The sequence below is a fragment of the Vibrio chemaguriensis genome (assembly GCF_012275705.1).
GTDB lineage: Bacteria > Pseudomonadota > Gammaproteobacteria > Enterobacterales > Vibrionaceae > Vibrio > Vibrio diabolicus.
In genome coordinates, this window is sequence record NZ_SHOE01000026.1 from 37,578 (window position 1) to 54,222 (window position 16,645).

Annotated in this window: 15 protein-coding genes and 1 riboswitch; of the genes, 10 read left to right on the forward strand and 5 right to left on the reverse strand. The window is 45.4% G+C overall.

Annotated elements, in window-relative coordinates:
• Nucleotides 1-38 precede the first annotated feature (38 nt).
• The gene (locus EX191_RS19460; RefSeq protein ID WP_046874381.1) at nt 39-449 is read right to left on the reverse strand and encodes a flagellar basal body-associated protein FliL; all 411 of its coding nucleotides are present in this window, start codon (nt 447-449) and stop codon (nt 39-41) included.
• 161 nt (nt 450-610) lie between these two features.
• On the opposite strand from EX191_RS19460, the gene EX191_RS19465 reads away from it, so the two are divergent.
• Together EX191_RS19465 and ubiA are read left to right on the forward strand one after the other, a co-directional pair.
• Nucleotides 611-1,150 carry a chorismate lyase gene (locus EX191_RS19465; RefSeq protein ID WP_080955994.1) on the forward strand — a complete coding sequence of 180 codons (540 nt, stop codon included), beginning with the start codon at nt 611-613 and terminating at the stop codon, nt 1,148-1,150.
• Nucleotides 1,151-2,005, forward strand: a complete 855-nt coding sequence (ubiA, locus tag EX191_RS19470; protein WP_134648287.1) for a 4-hydroxybenzoate octaprenyltransferase — start codon at nt 1,151-1,153, stop codon at nt 2,003-2,005.
• A 67-nt stretch (nt 2,006-2,072) separates the two neighbouring features.
• Here ubiA and plsB read toward each other — a convergent pair whose 3' ends face one another.
• On the reverse strand, nt 2,073-4,499 hold the full coding sequence (gene plsB / locus EX191_RS19475) for a glycerol-3-phosphate 1-O-acyltransferase PlsB (RefSeq protein ID WP_047010238.1): 2,427 nt from the start codon (nt 4,497-4,499) through the stop codon (nt 2,073-2,075).
• A gap of 368 nt (nt 4,500-4,867) precedes the next feature.
• Here plsB and lexA point away from each other — a divergent pair, with 368 nt between their 5' ends.
• The 3 genes from lexA (at nt 4,868) to dinF (ending at nt 7,885) form a co-directional block, all read left to right on the forward strand.
• Nucleotides 4,868-5,491: a transcriptional repressor LexA gene (gene lexA, locus EX191_RS19480; RefSeq protein ID WP_005393778.1), complete on the forward strand. Its 624-nt coding sequence runs from the start codon at nt 4,868-4,870 to the stop codon at nt 5,489-5,491.
• Nucleotides 5,492-5,685: 194 nt separating this feature from the next.
• Nucleotides 5,686-6,480: a class I SAM-dependent methyltransferase gene (locus EX191_RS19485; protein ID WP_005393777.1), complete on the forward strand. Its 795-nt coding sequence runs from the start codon at nt 5,686-5,688 to the stop codon at nt 6,478-6,480.
• A 55-nt stretch (nt 6,481-6,535) separates the two neighbouring features.
• The gene (gene dinF, locus EX191_RS19490; protein WP_193448304.1) at nt 6,536-7,885 is read left to right on the forward strand and encodes an MATE family efflux transporter DinF; all 1,350 of its coding nucleotides are present in this window, start codon (nt 6,536-6,538) and stop codon (nt 7,883-7,885) included.
• Nucleotides 7,886-7,942: 57 nt separating this feature from the next.
• On the opposite strand, the gene sthA is transcribed toward dinF, so the two are convergent.
• Nucleotides 7,943-9,373, reverse strand: a complete 1,431-nt coding sequence (gene sthA / locus EX191_RS19495; protein WP_005389689.1) for a Si-specific NAD(P)(+) transhydrogenase — start codon at nt 9,371-9,373, stop codon at nt 7,943-7,945.
• Nucleotides 9,374-9,636: 263 nt separating this feature from the next.
• Between sthA and fabR the strand changes: the two genes are divergently transcribed.
• Nucleotides 9,637-10,278, forward strand: a complete 642-nt coding sequence (gene fabR, locus EX191_RS19500; protein WP_005378632.1) for an HTH-type transcriptional repressor FabR — start codon at nt 9,637-9,639, stop codon at nt 10,276-10,278.
• Nucleotides 10,278-10,643 carry a YijD family membrane protein gene (locus EX191_RS19505; protein ID WP_005378634.1) on the forward strand — a complete coding sequence of 122 codons (366 nt, stop codon included), beginning with the start codon at nt 10,278-10,280 and terminating at the stop codon, nt 10,641-10,643. The genes fabR and EX191_RS19505 overlap by 1 nt, the downstream gene beginning before the upstream one ends.
• Before the next feature lie 66 nt (nt 10,644-10,709).
• On the opposite strand, the gene trmA is transcribed toward EX191_RS19505, so the two are convergent.
• The gene (trmA, locus tag EX191_RS19510; RefSeq protein ID WP_193448305.1) at nt 10,710-11,819 is read right to left on the reverse strand and encodes a tRNA (uridine(54)-C5)-methyltransferase TrmA; all 1,110 of its coding nucleotides are present in this window, start codon (nt 11,817-11,819) and stop codon (nt 10,710-10,712) included.
• A 186-nt stretch (nt 11,820-12,005) separates the two neighbouring features.
• A riboswitch (cobalamin riboswitch) is annotated at nt 12,006-12,203 on the forward strand.
• Between the two features lie 56 nt (nt 12,204-12,259).
• Here trmA and btuB point away from each other — a divergent pair.
• The 3 genes from btuB to murI are packed head-to-tail and all read left to right on the forward strand — an operon-like array spanning nt 12,260 to nt 15,682.
• Complete coding sequence (btuB, locus tag EX191_RS19515; RefSeq protein WP_182020160.1) at nt 12,260-14,095, forward strand: TonB-dependent vitamin B12 receptor; 1,836 nt, start codon at nt 12,260-12,262, stop codon at nt 14,093-14,095.
• Between the two features lie 59 nt (nt 14,096-14,154).
• Nucleotides 14,155-14,847 carry an adenine nucleotide alpha hydrolase gene (locus EX191_RS19520; protein ID WP_193448306.1) on the forward strand — a complete coding sequence of 231 codons (693 nt, stop codon included), beginning with the start codon at nt 14,155-14,157 and terminating at the stop codon, nt 14,845-14,847.
• Nucleotides 14,848-14,878: 31 nt separating this feature from the next.
• Nucleotides 14,879-15,682, forward strand: a complete 804-nt coding sequence (murI, locus tag EX191_RS19525) for a glutamate racemase (RefSeq protein ID WP_012841305.1) — start codon at nt 14,879-14,881, stop codon at nt 15,680-15,682.
• Here the strand turns inward: murI and EX191_RS19530 are convergent.
• The gene (locus EX191_RS19530; protein WP_031780357.1) at nt 15,645-16,100 is read right to left on the reverse strand and encodes an RNA-binding protein; all 456 of its coding nucleotides are present in this window, start codon (nt 16,098-16,100) and stop codon (nt 15,645-15,647) included. The genes murI and EX191_RS19530 overlap by 38 nt on opposite strands.
• Nucleotides 16,101-16,645: the final 545 nt, after the last annotated feature.

The following is a 16,645-nucleotide window of genomic DNA, read 5'->3' on the forward strand; positions in this document are numbered from 1 at the left end:
TCAAGAGCGGTCTTTTTTATGTTCAAAACGATTTGGGTTTATTGGTAAAGGTATTTTGTAAACAACAAATCGGCAATGATGGTTTTACCTGTTTCGGGCAAAAGTGTTTCGTTGAGGGTCGTCACTAAGGTTTTGCGCAGATCTTCTCGGCCAGAAAGGGACTTAATAGTATCTTCTGTTTGCTTACCCAGTAATTCAATTACTGCATCGCGAATCAAAGGTTGGTGATGCTCAACAATCGATAAATCTTGCTGGCTCATTACCATGATGTCGATGCGCACTTGCACATAACCTAACTTTTTGCCTTTGGTGTAAAAGTTAGTAGTGAGATCAGGCTCAAGGGTAAAGTATGCCAACTTAGGTCCAGCTTCTTCCGTTTCAGCCCAACTTGGTGCGGCGAACAGTATGGTTAACGCAAAAATAATTTGGGCTATATAACGTTTGTACATATTTCTAACTTTTCTTTCTCTGGATCGCGATATTCGAATCGCTTCAGTCTTGATACAATGGGCCGTCTATAACAAATAACGGAACTTACGGTTACATACATTACTATGGACGGTAAGTTGTTGCTTTATTGTACGCATAAAGCCTCCAATTGAATACTAGTATGAATCAGCCAACATCACTCTATCTTGCTTCTTTATTGGAAGTAGAGTGGCAAAACCCCGACGAATTCGAATTTCCAAATGAATTTGCCAAGCACTGGCTTGAAGAGCAAGGGTCTTTGTCACGTCGTTTAAAGCAACACTGCCAAGCATTAACGGTAGAATTGCTACAAAATCAGATCGTCACTGCGGCGACGTTAAAACAGGACGAAAGCCAGTTATTGTCCGAACAAGATTGCTTACTGCGAGAGGTAATTTTGTGTGGTGACAATGATAACTGGGTTATCGGACGGACATTGATTCCTCGCTCAACCTTAGTTGATCAGCAGTATGATTTGGCTCAACAAGGGGATATCCCATTAGGACTAACAGTGTTCAGCGCAGACAACGTTGAGCGAGACTCTTTGCAAATGGGATGGGTAGCCGTACCAGAAGGACGTTTGTTAGCGCGACGCTCAAGGTTGTGGATGAATCACAAACCGATGCTGGTCGCCGAGTTATTCTTATCTAATTCACCAGTTTACGCTAAGGAGACAGTGTAAATGTCCGCAGAAAAAGCCAAAGCATATTGGCAACTGATGCGCATGGATCGCCCGATTGGTTCACTGTTACTGATGTGGCCAACGATTTGGGCGCTAATTATCTCAGCCCAAGGGATGCCGAGTTGGGATGTATTTATCGTGTTTGTATTGGGTGTATTTCTAATGCGTAGCGCGGGGTGCGTGATTAATGATTTTGCTGACCGCAAAGTCGACGGCCATGTAAAACGTACCAAACAACGCCCACTGCCATCAGGGAAAGTGACAGCAAAAGAAGCGATTGGATTATTTTTAGTTTTGGGTATCAGCTCATTCTTGTTAGTGCTGACCATGAACCCGTTGACGATTCAGCTATCCTTCGCTGGCATTGTGTTGGCGTTCATCTATCCATTTATGAAGCGTTACACTCATATGCCACAACTCTTTTTAGGCTTGGCGTTTAGCTGGGCAATTCCAATGGCGTGGGCTGCACAAACCGGGGAGCTACCACTGATAGTTTGGTTTGTGTTCTTAATTAACGCTTTGTGGACCATTGCGTACGACACTCAATATGCGATGGTCGATCGCGATGATGATTTAAAGATTGGCATTAAATCGACGGCAATTTTGTTTGGTCGTCATGACAAGCTTATTATTGGTGTGTTGCAACTGATTACGCTCGCGATGTTGGTTTGGTTAGGGCAGTTCTACCAATTGGGACAAAGTTACTACTGGACCCTTTTGATTGCAGCGTCGTTGTTTGTTTATCAGCAGCACTTAATTCGTCACCGTGAGCGGGAGTTGTGCTTTAAGGCTTTCCTCAACAACAACTATGTTGGCATGGTGATAGCGATAGGGTTATTGGTCGCATTTTGGTAAGCGAAGAAATAGCAAAAAGGCATCCGATTGGATGCCTTTTTTCTTATTTTGGAAGAAGGTAAAACGGTTACGACTGAAGTTGATGAATACTCTCTTCGATCGTCAGTTTCACTTCTGGATAAAGCAGAGTGAATAGTAATCGTGCAAATTGCTGCGTTTTCTTCGTGTCACAGTTACCATCGTTATCGAGGTATTTTTGCTGTTTGAGCGTATTGAACATCGCGGTAAACACACCTTTATCGAAGAATTCTGGCGCATTAATACCGTGTAAGCGTCCTAAACGTTGAGCAATATCTTGGCTCTTCTGTTCTAGGTCCGATTTACCGAGCTCTGGGTAAGCAACAAGCAAGTTCATCGCGATAGAGTAGCGCTGCAGTGTTTCCGTGATTGTACGACCTAGCAGAACCAAAGGCTGGTTGTTCGACTGATTGATCTCCAGCTTATCACCATCGAGGCTAATCATTTTCTGATCGGCAAACTCATGCAGTGTTTTAACGACCAATTCATCCAACTCGTCTTCTTGATAGCTTAAGAACAACTCTTTCTTCAAGAATGGGTAGATTTGCGCGACATTCGCTTGAATTTTTTCTACCGAAAGGTTGCGCTGACGAATGATCATCTGAGCAATTAATGATGGCAGAGCAAACAAGTGGATGATGTTGTTGCGGTAGTAGGTCATCAGGATCGATTGGCTACGATCCAGCGAAATGATGTCACCCATGCTATCGGTTTCAATCACGAACTTATCAAGTGAAATCGCATGATCGACCAACTCCTCAGCACTTTCGGTAGGGATAGTGGAGGTGCTTGAGTACGGGTTGTTTTTGAGTAGCTTTAAGTAACACTCAATCTGGTTGATCAGCGAGTCACGAGAAAGTGCACGTTGACGAGAAGCAAGCAGTGCGGTTGCACACAAGGTCAACGCGTTTGCTGCCGCCGCATCGTTGATGTGCGTCATCATCTTATTAGCAAGGTCATTGACCACAGGATTCATCCATTGTGGTTTGTTACCACCCATGCTGTCGATGTCTTTCGTCCACTCAGGAGCATGCTCGTTCAAGTATTGGTTGAGCTGAATTGGCTCACCGAAGTTCACATAGCCCAAACCAAAGTTACGCAGTTTACGCAGAGTACGCAGTACAAGCCCTGCGTTTTCTTTCTCTTTGCGTTTGCCACGCAGCTCTTTCGCGTAAGTGCCTACTTCCATGACGTGCTCGTAACCGATGTAGACCGGCACTAGTGTTACTGGGCGGTTTAGACCACGTAGCATTGCTTGGATGGTCATAGCCAGCATGCCCGTTTTCGCTTGCAGTAAGCGACCAGTACGTGAACGACCACCCTCACTGAAGTACTCGACTGAATAGCCTTTGGCAAACAGCTCAGCTAGATACTCGCGGAAAATGGTTGAGTACAGTTTGTTACCTTTAAAGCTACGACGAATAAAGAACGCCCCACCGCGACGGAAAAGAGGACCGGCCGGGAAGAAGTTCAGGTTAATGCCTGCCGCAATGTGCGGAGGCACCATGCCTTCATGGTATAGAACGTAAGACAACAGTAGGTAGTCCATGTGACTACGGTGACACGGAACGTACACAATTTCGTGGCCGTCTTGCGCTAAACGACGTACAGTCGAGGCGTTATTGATGTGCAACCCTTGGTACAGCTTTGTCCATAGCCAACTCAGGATGCGGTCGCCGTTTTTCACTAGACCGTAGGAGAAGTCGGCGGCGATTTCATCCATGATGTCGTGGGCTTCTTTACGTGCCTTATCAATCGAGATATTTTTGCTCTTGGCTTCGTCAGCGATCGCCAGTTCAATAGCTGGAGATTTTAATAAACGAGCAAACAACACTTGGCGTTGTGGCAGGTTTGGGCCTGAAGCCGCAAGTTTTTGGCGAGAGAAGTGGATACGCGCCACGCGAGCCAATTTGTGCGCAATTGCGCTGTCGGTACCGTGAGAGTCTGCCATATAACGCAGAGATACCACGGGACTAAAGCGAACCAAGCAGTCGCGTCCTGCTGCCATTACCGCTTTCGCCTTTTGCGGGCCATTCATTGGCTGAAGGTAAGGCTTTTGGTTTTCTTCTTTACCTGGTTTACGACCCCAAAGCACGGTTGCAGGGATCATTTGAACGTCCAATTCACTGTCCAGTTTATGCAGTTCCAGCAAGTCTGTGAACAGAGAGACAGAGTCGGTTGGGACATCATTATCGTTGTTCATCACAGTTGGACGCGCAGCGATAAAGACGAAACGGTTCAGCGTTTTGCCATTGATTTCCAGCGGACTGAGCGGGTCGGGTAGACCAAGGCTCATGGCTTGTTTTTGCAGTGTCAGCAAATCCACGTTCGAGCGGAACGGTAGGGCATATACAATCGGCTTCGCGAGGTCGATATTCAGATCTTCAATCGGGTTCGACGGGATTGTGGTGCCCTTTACCAGTACCGATAAAGGTAGTTTTAGTAATGAACGTGAAAATGATTGTCCAGAAGACATAAAGTTCACAGCCTCAATAGGTATTCAAACAGGCCTAACCTTATTTCAGTGTCCGCTTTGCATGTCTTCTATAGAAAAAGAAATGAGTACGGCAAAAGAAATAAGCCTAGGCGATAAAATTTAAGCGCAGCAAGGATACCAGAAACTGGTCAAACCTTTTAATTTTATTGGCTGTAAATTGGTCGAACTCCTAAGTTGTTGCTTTACTTTGATTAACTGAAAAGGCGGTGTTTTAAACGCATGAATAATGAACTTAGTCAGCAAACGAAGTGCACTCCACAAATAAATTAAAAAACAACCAATTGGGTTTTCATTTGAGCATTTACTGGATATACTCACAGTTAACTGTATAAAAAGACAGGTGAGACATGAAGCCGTTAACGCCACGCCAACAACAAGTCTTCGATTTGATCAAAAGTAAAATCGATGACACCGGAATGCCACCAACTCGTGCAGAGATTGCGCGTGAGCTTGGCTTCCGCTCTGCGAATGCCGCAGAGGAACACCTAAAAGCGCTTGCTCGTAAGCAAGCAATTGAAATTATTCCAGGTGCATCGCGTGGGATTCGTATCCTACTTGATGACTCTGCCGCTAATGACGAACAGGGCTTGCCTTTGATTGGTCAAGTTGCTGCGGGTGAGCCCATATTGGCTCAGGAACACGTAGAAGCGCACTACCAAGTCGACCCTGCGATGTTCAAGCCGCAAGCGGATTTCTTACTTCGTGTAAATGGCGAAAGTATGAAAGACATCGGGATTATGGATGGCGATTTGCTCGCTGTGCATAAAACCCAAGACGTGAGAGACGGTCAAGTTGTCGTTGCGCGCGTTGATGATGATGTGACAGTAAAGCGTTTAGAGCGCAAAGGCTCAACCATATTACTGCATGCTGAGAATGAAGAGTTTGCCCCAATCCAAGTGGACTTGACGTCTCAGCATCTTACGATTGAAGGCTTAGCCGTTGGTATTATTCGTAATACCGATTGGATGTAAGTGTATTTAAGCAGCCCAGTTCATCTGGGCTGTTTTGTCTTTTCTCTTCTTTTCTCTTTTTCTACTTCCTCCAAAAGCTTGCTTATCATCTTGACCTTGTTTGTTTTGAGCAATTTATAAGCTTGATAATGTAATTGATATTCATTATCATCTATTTCAATGTCTATGTTTTCTCTCTGGCGCAGGAAATGCCCATGTCTCAGTCTAAACATCAAGTTCCTAACCATTTATTAAAGCCACTGTTATTGCGTAGCCGTGAAAGCATGGTCGACAATGGCTTGGTGTACGATCCGATTGCTGCTAAAGCGTGTTTGAGCTGTAAGATGGCGCCGGATTGTTTGAGTGGTGATATTGCGCAAAAGCAATTGCTGCACGTGACGCTGACCCAGCTTTGTGACCAGCAGGTTAGTCACTTCTTACAGCAGTATCCCGATGCTTGGATTATCAATGTCGGAGCTGGGCTGGATACCCGCTTTTATCGTTTGGATAATGGACGCTGCCATTGGATAGAGCTGGATGTGACGGAAAATTTGGTATGGCGTCAGCGCTTGTTCCACAAAAATGAACGTTATGAACATCGCTGTGGCAGTGTGGATGAAATGTCGTGGCTAGAGACGTTAGCCATTCCAGAGCAAGCACCGGTACTCATTTTATGTGAAATGGCACTGCTCGATTGCACAGAGCGTCAAGTCGCGAAATTTATTCAAACCTTGGGTCGACATTTTGTCTCTGCTGAACTGTGTATGGTGCTGGCAGGAGATTTAACGGAAACCAAGTGGGGACAAAAGCTTGGCTCTGATCGCTATGCACATGGCTTTGAAGCGCCTGCAGAACAGATATTGCAATGGTTACCATGGGCACAGTGGGTGAAAGCTTTCTCGCCATTCGATAGATTCTGTTCTCGTTGGAAAGCTTGGCAGCGTTGGCTTAATAAGATTCCAATGTTGAAGCATCGCCTCACGCCAGTCCTCGTTCATATCAAGTGGTAATTGGCTAGTCGTTAAGCGCTCAGGTACACTCGTCGATCTTACTGATGAGGTGCCTGTGACAAATTCAATCTTCTCTCCTTTATATAACCCAAAAGTTCATCGCCAAGTCTTAGCTTTAGCGATACCTATGGTGCTGTCGAATATTACTGTTCCATTGCTCGGTTTGGTCGATGCTGCGGTGATTGGTCATCTAGACCACGCTTGGTATTTGGGTGGTGTTGCGTTGGGCAGCACCATGATCAGCGTGACGTTTTGGCTGCTTGGTTTTTTGCGTATGTCGACTACTGGGTTGGCGGCGCAGTCCTATGGCGGTGAAGACCGAAAGCAACTTGCCTTGGTGTTTATGCAAGGCTCACTTATGGCGCTGCTGTTTGCGTTAGTCTTCCTTATTGCCCATACCCCGATAGCTGATTTGATCTTTGGTTGGAGTGACGCCAGCGCGGAGGTAAAACACTACGGTATGCAATATTTCTCTATCCGTGTGTGGAGTGCCCCCGCTGCGCTAATGAACTTTGTGTTGTTGGGGTGGCTGCTCGGAACGCAAAATTCCAAAGCACCAATGTGGATGGTGATCATCACCAACGTGACTAATATTGCCCTCGATTTGTTGTTTGTGATTGGTTTGGGGTGGAAAGTAGAAGGCGCTGCGCTTGCATCGGTGATTGCTGACTACTCAGGCATGGGTTTTGGTCTCATGTGTGTCTGGAAAACCTGGCGAGAGAGGCAATTACCATCACCTCAAAAGTTGCTAGCCAGCACTCAACACGGTTTAGGGCGATTCGTGAAATTGAATCGCGATATTTTCTTACGCTCTTTGTGTCTGCAAGCGGCTTTTAGCTTTATGACGTTCCAAGGCGCGAGCTTTGGTGATGAGGTTGTCGCTGCAAATGCGGTTCTGATGAGCTTCCTGATGATTATCTCGTATGGCATGGATGGCTTTGCTTATGCAATGGAGGCCATGGTCGGGAAGGCGATTGGTGCCAAAGATAGGCAACAATTGAGTGCATCGCTTGTCGGCACTTTCTTTTGGAGTTTGGTTATTTGCTTAGGACTGACCGCGCTCTTTGGTTTGGCGGGATCGCAGTTGATCGCCATGATCACTTCAATTGAGACGGTACAACAGCAAGCAGCGGTGTATCTACCTTGGCTGGTGGTGATGCCACTTGCGTCGATGTGGTGCTTTCTATTGGATGGCATTTTTGTCGGTGCAACCAAAGGCAAAGACATGCGCAATAGTATGTTTGTCGCGACCAGCAGTTTCTTCGTTGTCTTTTACTTGTTCGCCGAGTGGGAAAATCACGCGCTGTGGTTTGCAATGACGAGCTTTATGTTGATGCGGGGTATTGGTTTAGGGGTTATCTTTCTCTACCAATGGCACAAGGATACCTTCCTCGCACAATGTTGATATAAAAACAGCAGGTCCAAGCCTGCTGTTTTTCTGTCTGCTATCAAGAATCATAGATTAGAACAAGCGGTTCAAACCATTCAATGCAGCGACACGATACGCTTCGGCCATCGTCGGATAGTTGAAGGTGGTATTGACGAAATACTCGATGGTATTCGCTGAGCCTTTTTGCTCCATAATGGCTTGACCGATGTGGATAATTTCCGCGGCACGTTCGCCAAAACAGTGAATCCCTAAAATTTCTTTGGTTTCACGATGGAACAATATCTTCAAGCTGCCGATGTCTTTCCCTGCGATCTGTGCACGAGCTAGATGCTTGAACGAAGAGCGTCCTACTTCATACGGTACTTTCGCAGCTGTTAGCTCTTGCTCGGTTTTACCCACAGAGCTAATCTCAGGGATGGTGTAGATACCCGTTGGAATATCATCAATCAGATAGTTTTCTGCCTGACCTTTCGTAATGGCTTGTGCGACAAATCGCCCTTGGTCATAAGCGGCGCTTGCAAGGCTAGGGTAACCGATGACATCGCCTACAGCATAAATGTGTTCAATATCGGTTTGGTAGTTACGGTTTACTTTTAGTTGTCCGCGAGAGTCCGCTTCCAGACCAACTGCACCCAAATTCAACTTATCGGTGTTACCTGTTCGACCATTCGCATACAACAAGCAGTCCGCCTTCATCTTCTTGCCAGATTGTAGGTGAATAATCACGCCATCTTCTGTGCCTTCGATTTTTTCATAGGTCTCATCATTACGAATTACCACACCGCTGTTCCAGAAGTGGTAAGACAGCGCATCTGACACTTCGTTATCCAAAAACTCCAACAAGCGGTCGCGGGTATTGATAAGGTCTGTCTTCACTCCAAGTCCGCGGAAGATAGAAGCGTATTCACAACCGATAACGCCCGCACCGTAAATGATGATATGGCGAGGATCGTGCTTCAGGCTCAAAATGGAATCACTGTCGTAGATGCGCTCATGCAAGAAATCAACGTCGTTAGGCTGATACGGACGAGAACCCGTCGCGATGACAAACTTATCCGCTGAATAGATTTCTTCTGTGCCGTCGCTTTGCATTACTGCAATTGAGTAGTTATCGATAAATCGCGCGGTTCCGAACAAAAGTGTGCATGAGTTACGGTCATAAAAGCCCTGACGAAGTCGAGTTTGTTTATCAATGACCGATTTAGCATGACCTAAAATGTCAGAAAATGTTGCATGAACGCTGGTGTTGTTTCGACAAAATAGCGGGTTGCTATTAAATTCAATGATGCGGCTAACGGCATGACGCAGTGCTTTTGATGGAATAGTACCCCAGTGAGTACAACCGCCGCCGACACTGCTTTCTTTCTCGACAATGGCAACATTCAGTCCCGCTTTGGTTAATCCCATTGCAGCCCCTTCTCCGCCAGGGCCACTACCGATTACGATCACGTCATAGTGATTAACATGCGCCATGATGCCTTCCTTGTTATATTTGCTTAACATTGCTTTAGCGCGATTTTAACTCATTTACTCTATTGATACACGTCATGCCTGTTAGAGAGTGGAAGTGATCACGCAGAATCGACCAAAAGGATGATTTGGTATGTTGTATGTCTATAAATTGCATCGAGAACATTGCAATTAGATGCATGCCAATAGTAACGTTCTCGGCGCTCAGAGCGAGCGAAGCAACATATCTTTCTCCGTAGGAGCAAATTGCGTTATATTGAGGCTCTTGTACCCTACAGAAAAAGAGCAAGTTAAGAATGAAATCGATGGGAATCCGCGCACAGCAAAAAGAGAAGACACGTCGATCATTGATCGATGCGGCATTTAGTCAATTAAGTGCGGATCGCAGCTTTTCCAGCCTTAGCTTGCGAGAAGTCGCCCGAGAGGCAGGGATTGCACCGACTTCTTTTTACCGTCACTTCAAAGATATGGATGAGCTAGGCTTAACCATGGTTGATGAAGGCGGTTTGCTACTACGTCAACTGATGCGTCAGGCGCGTCAACGTATTGTGAAAGAAGGTAGCGTAATTCGTACCTCGGTCGAAACCTTTATGGAATTCATTGAAAGTAGTCCGAACGTTTTTCGTTTATTGTTGCGTGAGCGCTCCGGCACTTCTGCTGAATTTCGTACCGCTGTTGCTCGAGAAATCCAGCATTTTGCGGCAGAATTAACCGAGTATTTAATGAGCACCGGCGTGACCAGAGAAGAGGCGTATACTCAAGCAGAAGCGTCTGTGACTTTGGTTTTCAGTTCGGGGGCTGAAGCTTTAGATTTAGATCGACGTGAGCGCGATGAACTCGCCGAGCGATTGATCATGCAATTGCGAATGATAGCCAAAGGGGCCTATTGGTATCGCAAAGAACGTGAACGTAACCGATTAAAAGGCGGGATAGAATAATGTCGAATGGAAATAAATCTGAAAAGAAAACGCTGATTTTGGCACTGGTTGCAGGTATGTGTGGTGATGCTTTGTTGTCATGGTTGACCATGAGTGAAGTGTCTTTTTCAATCTTCCCATTGATTGCACTCGTACTGGCTGTACAAGCTCTTTACCAAGAGTACCTAAATAATCCGGTATCAGAAGATATCCCATTAGTTGGCTTGGCGTGTTTCTTCGTAGGTGCGTTTGGTCACTCTGCGTTTATTAAAGCGCAATACCCAGAAGCAGGCTCAAACTTCTTTGCGATCATGGTTTCAATGATCTTACTCGCATGGATTGGTAAGAAGCTAGGGTTTGTCAGCAAGAAGACTTCTGCGGAATAAGCAAAACGAATCAAATACAAAAAAAGCGAGCCATTGAGCTCGCTTTTTTGTATTTGACGCCGTGGGTTACGCTTTGCGTTCCAATAGCACGCCCGCTTCCATATGGTGGGTATAAGGGAATTGGTCAAACAGAGCAAAACGCGTCACGTTGTGTGTTTCGCATAGAATGTCCAAGTTCTCTTTTAGAGTCTCAGGGTTACAAGAGATGTACATGATGCGCTCGTAACCTTGCACCATTTTACAAGTATCGACATCCATCCCAGCACGTGGTGGATCGACAAAAATCGTGTTGCAGTTGTAGCTCTTCAGATCCACACCTGCATCTTGTAGACGACGGAATTCACGTTTACCTTCGATCGCTTGAGTAAATTCCTCTGCTGATAGACGTAAGATTTGTACGTTATCAATCTTATTGGCGGCGATGTTGTACTGTGCAGATACAACCGATGGTTTGGCTAGCTCAGTTGCCAGGACGCGGTCGAAATTCTGTGCCAAGGCCAGCGAGAAGTTACCGTTACCACAGTAAAGTTCTAGTAGGTCGCCAGTGCTTTCTTGGGTGCAGTCGACCGCCCATTCCAGCATCTTCTCTGCGACTTTGCCGTTCGGCTGAGTGAAGCTGTTCTCTACTTGTTGGTAGATGTAGCTCTGACCATTTACATCGAGTTTCTCGATCACGTAGTCGCGGTCTAGGACAATCTTCATCTTACGAGCACGACCAATGATGTTTAGATTGAAGCCTTCATCATTTAAGCGCTGTTTAAGGGCTTTTGCGTTTTCAATCCACTCTTCATCAAGTTGGCGATGGTAAAGGAGTGAAACCAGAATCTCACCACTTAGCGTCGATAGGAAATCCACCTGGAACAGTTTACGACGTAGCGAGTCGTTGTCTTTTATCGCTTCAACCAATAGCGGCATCAGGTCGTTGATCAGACGGCTTGCTGCAGGAAATTGGTCAACACGGTATTTCTCACGAGTTTCTTGGTTGAACATGATGTAGTAAAGATCTTCGCCTTCATGCCAAACACGGAACTCAGCACGCATGCGGTAATGCTGCTCTGGTGATTCAAACACTTCCAGTTCTGGCATGTTGTATGGCGCGAACATATCCGTGAGACGTTCGACTTTTTCAGCCAGTTGTTCTTGGTAGCGTTGTGGGTTTACATCAAGAGTAGCCATGATCTTACCTTTTATGGTGCATTCAATTTAAGAGCGCAGATTTTATTCAATCTCAATAGGATGTCCAGTTTTGTACTGGAATTGATTTAAAGATAGTGCGTACAGGCAGAGTAGAAAGCAAAATCAATCAAAACGTTACAACTTCTAAGGGCAATATTGGCTGGACAAATAATCAATAGCTGAATAATATTTGCCTCAAGTTGGTGTTATCTAGCAATCTAGATGGCTGAAATGGGAATCTGGTGTGAATCCAGAACTGACGCGCAGCGGTAAAAGAGAACGAACGCTCATCAGACACTGCATTAGTTTATGTGGGAAGTCGAGCAAGTAGGCGGTACACCCGTGCTTTTGAGTCCGAATACCTGCCAACAACTGAGCCACAGCACTGGACTGTCATGAAGACAGGGCTCGGAAGGAATTACGCGATTTAGGACAATACAATGAGAAAATCCGCACTGGCGATCACTTTGGCATCGCTGCTTTCACCTGTCTCTTATCTACAGGCCCAAGAAACCTCCACTGACGAAACCATCGTTGTTACTGCAAACCGTTTTGAGCAAGCCGAAAGCCGTACGTTGGCAGATGTCGAAGTAGTTACTCGACAAGACATCGATCGCATTCAGGCGAAAACCCTACCAGATGTATTGCGTCGTCTTACTGGGATTCAAGTTTCACAAAATGGTGGTCGTGGTCAGTTAGCGTCTTTATTTGTTCGTGGAACCAGTTCCGACCAAGTTTTAGTACTGGTTGATGGCGTACGTTTTGCACGAGCAGCGAAGGGCGCTGTGGACTTTAACCAAATCCCACTTACTTACGTTCAACGGATTGAGTACGTGCGTGGTGCGCGTGCGTCACTTTATGGCTCAGAAGCGATTGGTGGCGTGATCAATATCATCACCATTGCGCGTGCTGACGAAGAAAGAACGAAGTTAAGCGCAGGTTTAGGTAGCTTAGATTACCAAGAATTGAGTGTGGCATCTGGCATTAAAGTCACAGAGAGCGGCCAGCTGAATATCGCGCTTGGTAGTGAAAGTGATGATGGTTATAACGTTCGTCCTGTACCGGGAGTTAATGACGGCGATCGCCATGGCTTTGATACAAAGAATGGTCTGCTAGGTTACGTGCATAACTTCAATGACCAGTGGTCTGTATTTGGTAACCTACGTGCTTACGAAAATGTTTATCAATATGACAGCAGCTACGGCAGTCGCGGTTATTACGAAGCAGAAAAAGACGACCTTTCTGCCACTCTGGGCGGTAAGTATCAGTCTGATAATGTGATGTCAGAACTACAAGTAACGGCACAGAAACAGAAGTCTTGGAACTATGAGCAAGCAAAAGGCAAACACTCAGGTACTGAAGATGAACTTGAGCAGCAAAATGTCCAGTGGACCAACAGTTACTTGCTAAACAACAATACGACGTTTGCTGGTGGTATTGATTGGCGCAACGAATCTTATAAAGACAAGAGTGCGAATAAAACGTTTGATCGTACCAATGGCGCTCTGTTTGGTATGGCAACCACTAGTATTGATAAAGCAATGCTTGAGGGCAGTGCTCGCTTGGATGATAACGAAGAATACGGTAGTGAGTTCACTTACAGCTTAGCGGCTGGTTACCAGTTTGTGCCAGAGTTTGGGGTTAAAGCTTCTTTTGGTACTGCGTTTAAGGCTCCAAACCTATATCAACAGTATGACCCAACGTACGGTGAGAAAGATCTTAAGCCGGAAGAGTCAGATGCTTGGGAGCTAGCATTCAGCGGTGATGTCCAAGGCGTTTTTTGGTCCGTCACGGGTTATGACTATAAAATCACGAATCTTATCGATTACCATCCAACGACATACAAATATTTGAATGTCGATGGTGAAACACATATCCAAGGTGTGGAGCTTGTTGCTGAGTTTGATACAGGGATTGTGCAGCACCAGTTGAGTGCGGATTACAAAGATGCTGAAGACGATAAAGGGCATCAGTTGCAGCGCCGCGCTAAAGAAATGTATAAGTGGAACGCTTTAGTGAGCTTCGATAAAGTGGACTGGTCGGTTAGCTATCAGTACGTCGGTAAGCGTCCAGATGTGGATTACAGCACTTGGCCTTCACAAGATATTACGCTTTCTTCTTACTCGTTGGTTGATACGGCGGTGACTTACTATCCGAATGAGTCGACCTCTATTAGCGCTCGTATCGATAATCTATTTGATGAAGAGTATGAGATGGCAAAAGGTTACCCTGCTGCAGAGCGAGCGTACTATCTCAACGTTGGCTACGAATTCTAATCGTGAATGAGCACAAACCGCCTTCGGGCGGTTTTTAATATTTTGTGGTGGAAAATCGAATGAAGAAACCCAAGCGAGTGGTGATCAGTTGGTCCAGTGGTAAAGATTCGACATTAACGCTTGAGCGCCTTAACGAGAATCCAAATTATCAAGTTATCGGTTTGTACACGACTTACGTAGGAAAAGAAGTCCCTTTCCAAGCAACTCCGCTTGAAGTCGTACAAATGCAAGCAGACTTACTTGCGCTTCCGCTCATTACTATCGAGCTACCTGAAGTCTTTCCAAGTAACGACATTTATCAATCGACCATCGTTAATGCATTACAAAGTAGTGGTCTGAACATAGAAGCTGTCGCATTTGGCGATATGTTTTGCAATGGCATTGCCGAGTACCGACGCAGCTATATTGAACCTGCTGGCTGGGAGTGCGTCTTTCCGCTATTAGGGGAGAGCAGCGACAAACTAGCGATGGAAATCATAGAGCGTGGTATTCAAACGATGTTGATCACCATCGACGGAAGTGTTCTCCCTCCAGAGTGGTGTGGTCGCTGGTATGACAAAGTCCTAATAGAGTCATTACCAAGTCAAATTGATCCCTGTGGGGAAAATGGTGAATTTCACACACTGGTCACGTCTTCGCCGTCTTTTCAAGGGCATATCGAGCTAACGAAGCGAGATGTAGAATCTGGAGATAGATTCAGCCATCAAAGATACCATGCTAAAGCATTGCCAAAACAAATCTACGCAGTATGATCGCAACGTTTCTGTTCTTTAGGTAAGGCTCGTGCGAGTAGCAAGTAAGAAAAAAGTCCTAGTTTTTGACTCCGGTGTTGGTGGTCTTTCTGTATTCCAAGAGATACATCGCCTATTGCCGCAGCTTGACTACTTATACTTATTCGATAATCAGGCTTACCCTTATGGTGAACTCGATCAGGCGGTACTCATTTCACGAGTTAACCAACTGGTCTCTTCATTAGTCGAAGAACACCAAGTCGACATTGTTGTCATTGCTTGTAATACGGCAAGCACCATAGTGCTTCCTTCCTTACGTGAAAATCTATCGATTCCCGTTGTTGGTGTTGTCCCTGCGATTAAACCCGCATCGCTTTTAGCATCAAAAGGGGTGGGGCTGATCGCCACGCCGGCGACAGTAACACGCCAATATACTCATGAGTTAATACGAGACTTTGCGCAAGGCAAACCAGTTGAGCTGTTGGGATCCACTCGCTTGGTGGATATGGCCGAAGAGAAGTTGCGAGGCAACAGCGTTTCTCTAGACGAACTGACAAAAATCCTGCTTCCGCTTCGCGATAAAGTAGACGTTGCGGTGCTCGGTTGTACTCACTTCCCTTTAATCAAAGAGGAAATTCATCAAGCTTTGGGTGAGGACGTTACTTTAATTGATTCGGGTGCAGCCATTGCACGTCGAGTAAAAGCATTACTATTAAGTGATGAAATTGAGGATACGGAAGAGGGAAGTAAGTCGATTTATGCCAGTGCAACTCCTTGGCAGGAAGATGCACTGAACATTTGTTTAAAGGAGCTAGGTTTTAATCCTGTTCTGGTTTACCACCATCCGGGTGTTTAGGATCGTTCGCAATTCTCACTTTTAGCGTTCTCTCCATATATTCCTTTTCATTAAGTTTAGCGATAGCTGGCTTGGCATCTGCCGCAGCCATCACGACAAAACCAAACCCTCTTCTTTTTCCAGTGCGCTTATCTTTCATTAAGCGTACTGCATAGACCTGTCCATATTCAGCAAACAAATCGCGAACGTGACTCTCATTGGCCTTATAAGGAAGGTTGCCGACATACAGAGTTTTAGTCGATGGATCCGAGTCCGTTGATTGAATAGAAGGTGTCTGGCTAGAAAATGAAAATAAAAAAGCAGTAGCGATAACACCAATGAGAAAACTCAAGGCTGGTGGGATGGTGACTTGAGAGAAGACGATTCCCCCAACGACGGCCAGCCCAGCACATAAAATCAGATTTTTTTTAGACGTCATTTTAATTACTACACATAGTGATAAAGAGATCGATTGTCCATTAACAGAATAGACACATGAATCTTACGTATATGGTTGGTGTTTTTCCAACCAATTGCTGTGATATGTCTCAAATGTGACGAAGAAATATGCAAATATCACGCTTTTGGCTAACTAATGACCTATTGAAAGTTTTTTTGCAAAAAACGCTTGTACTAATTTCTCAACTCCCTATACTGCGCATCCACCGACACGGAGTGAGACGAAAGTCACACAGCGAGTCGGAAGTGAGAGAAAAAGAAATTTGAAAAAATGCTTGACTCTCTCACGGTGCGGAGTAAGATACGCACCCCTAACGACGAGCAACTAAGTTGCTTGATAAGTTAGAAAAGCTCTTTAAAAATATAAACCTATCAATCTGTGTGGGCACTCGTTGATGATAATCCAATTAGAAGCTTCGGCTTCAAATTAGGTTTCAATGAAACGAAGTGACCATTGAATCTTAGGATTCAGCACAGTCAATTCAAACATTACTTTATGTAATGTTCAGTATTCATTGGGCCGAC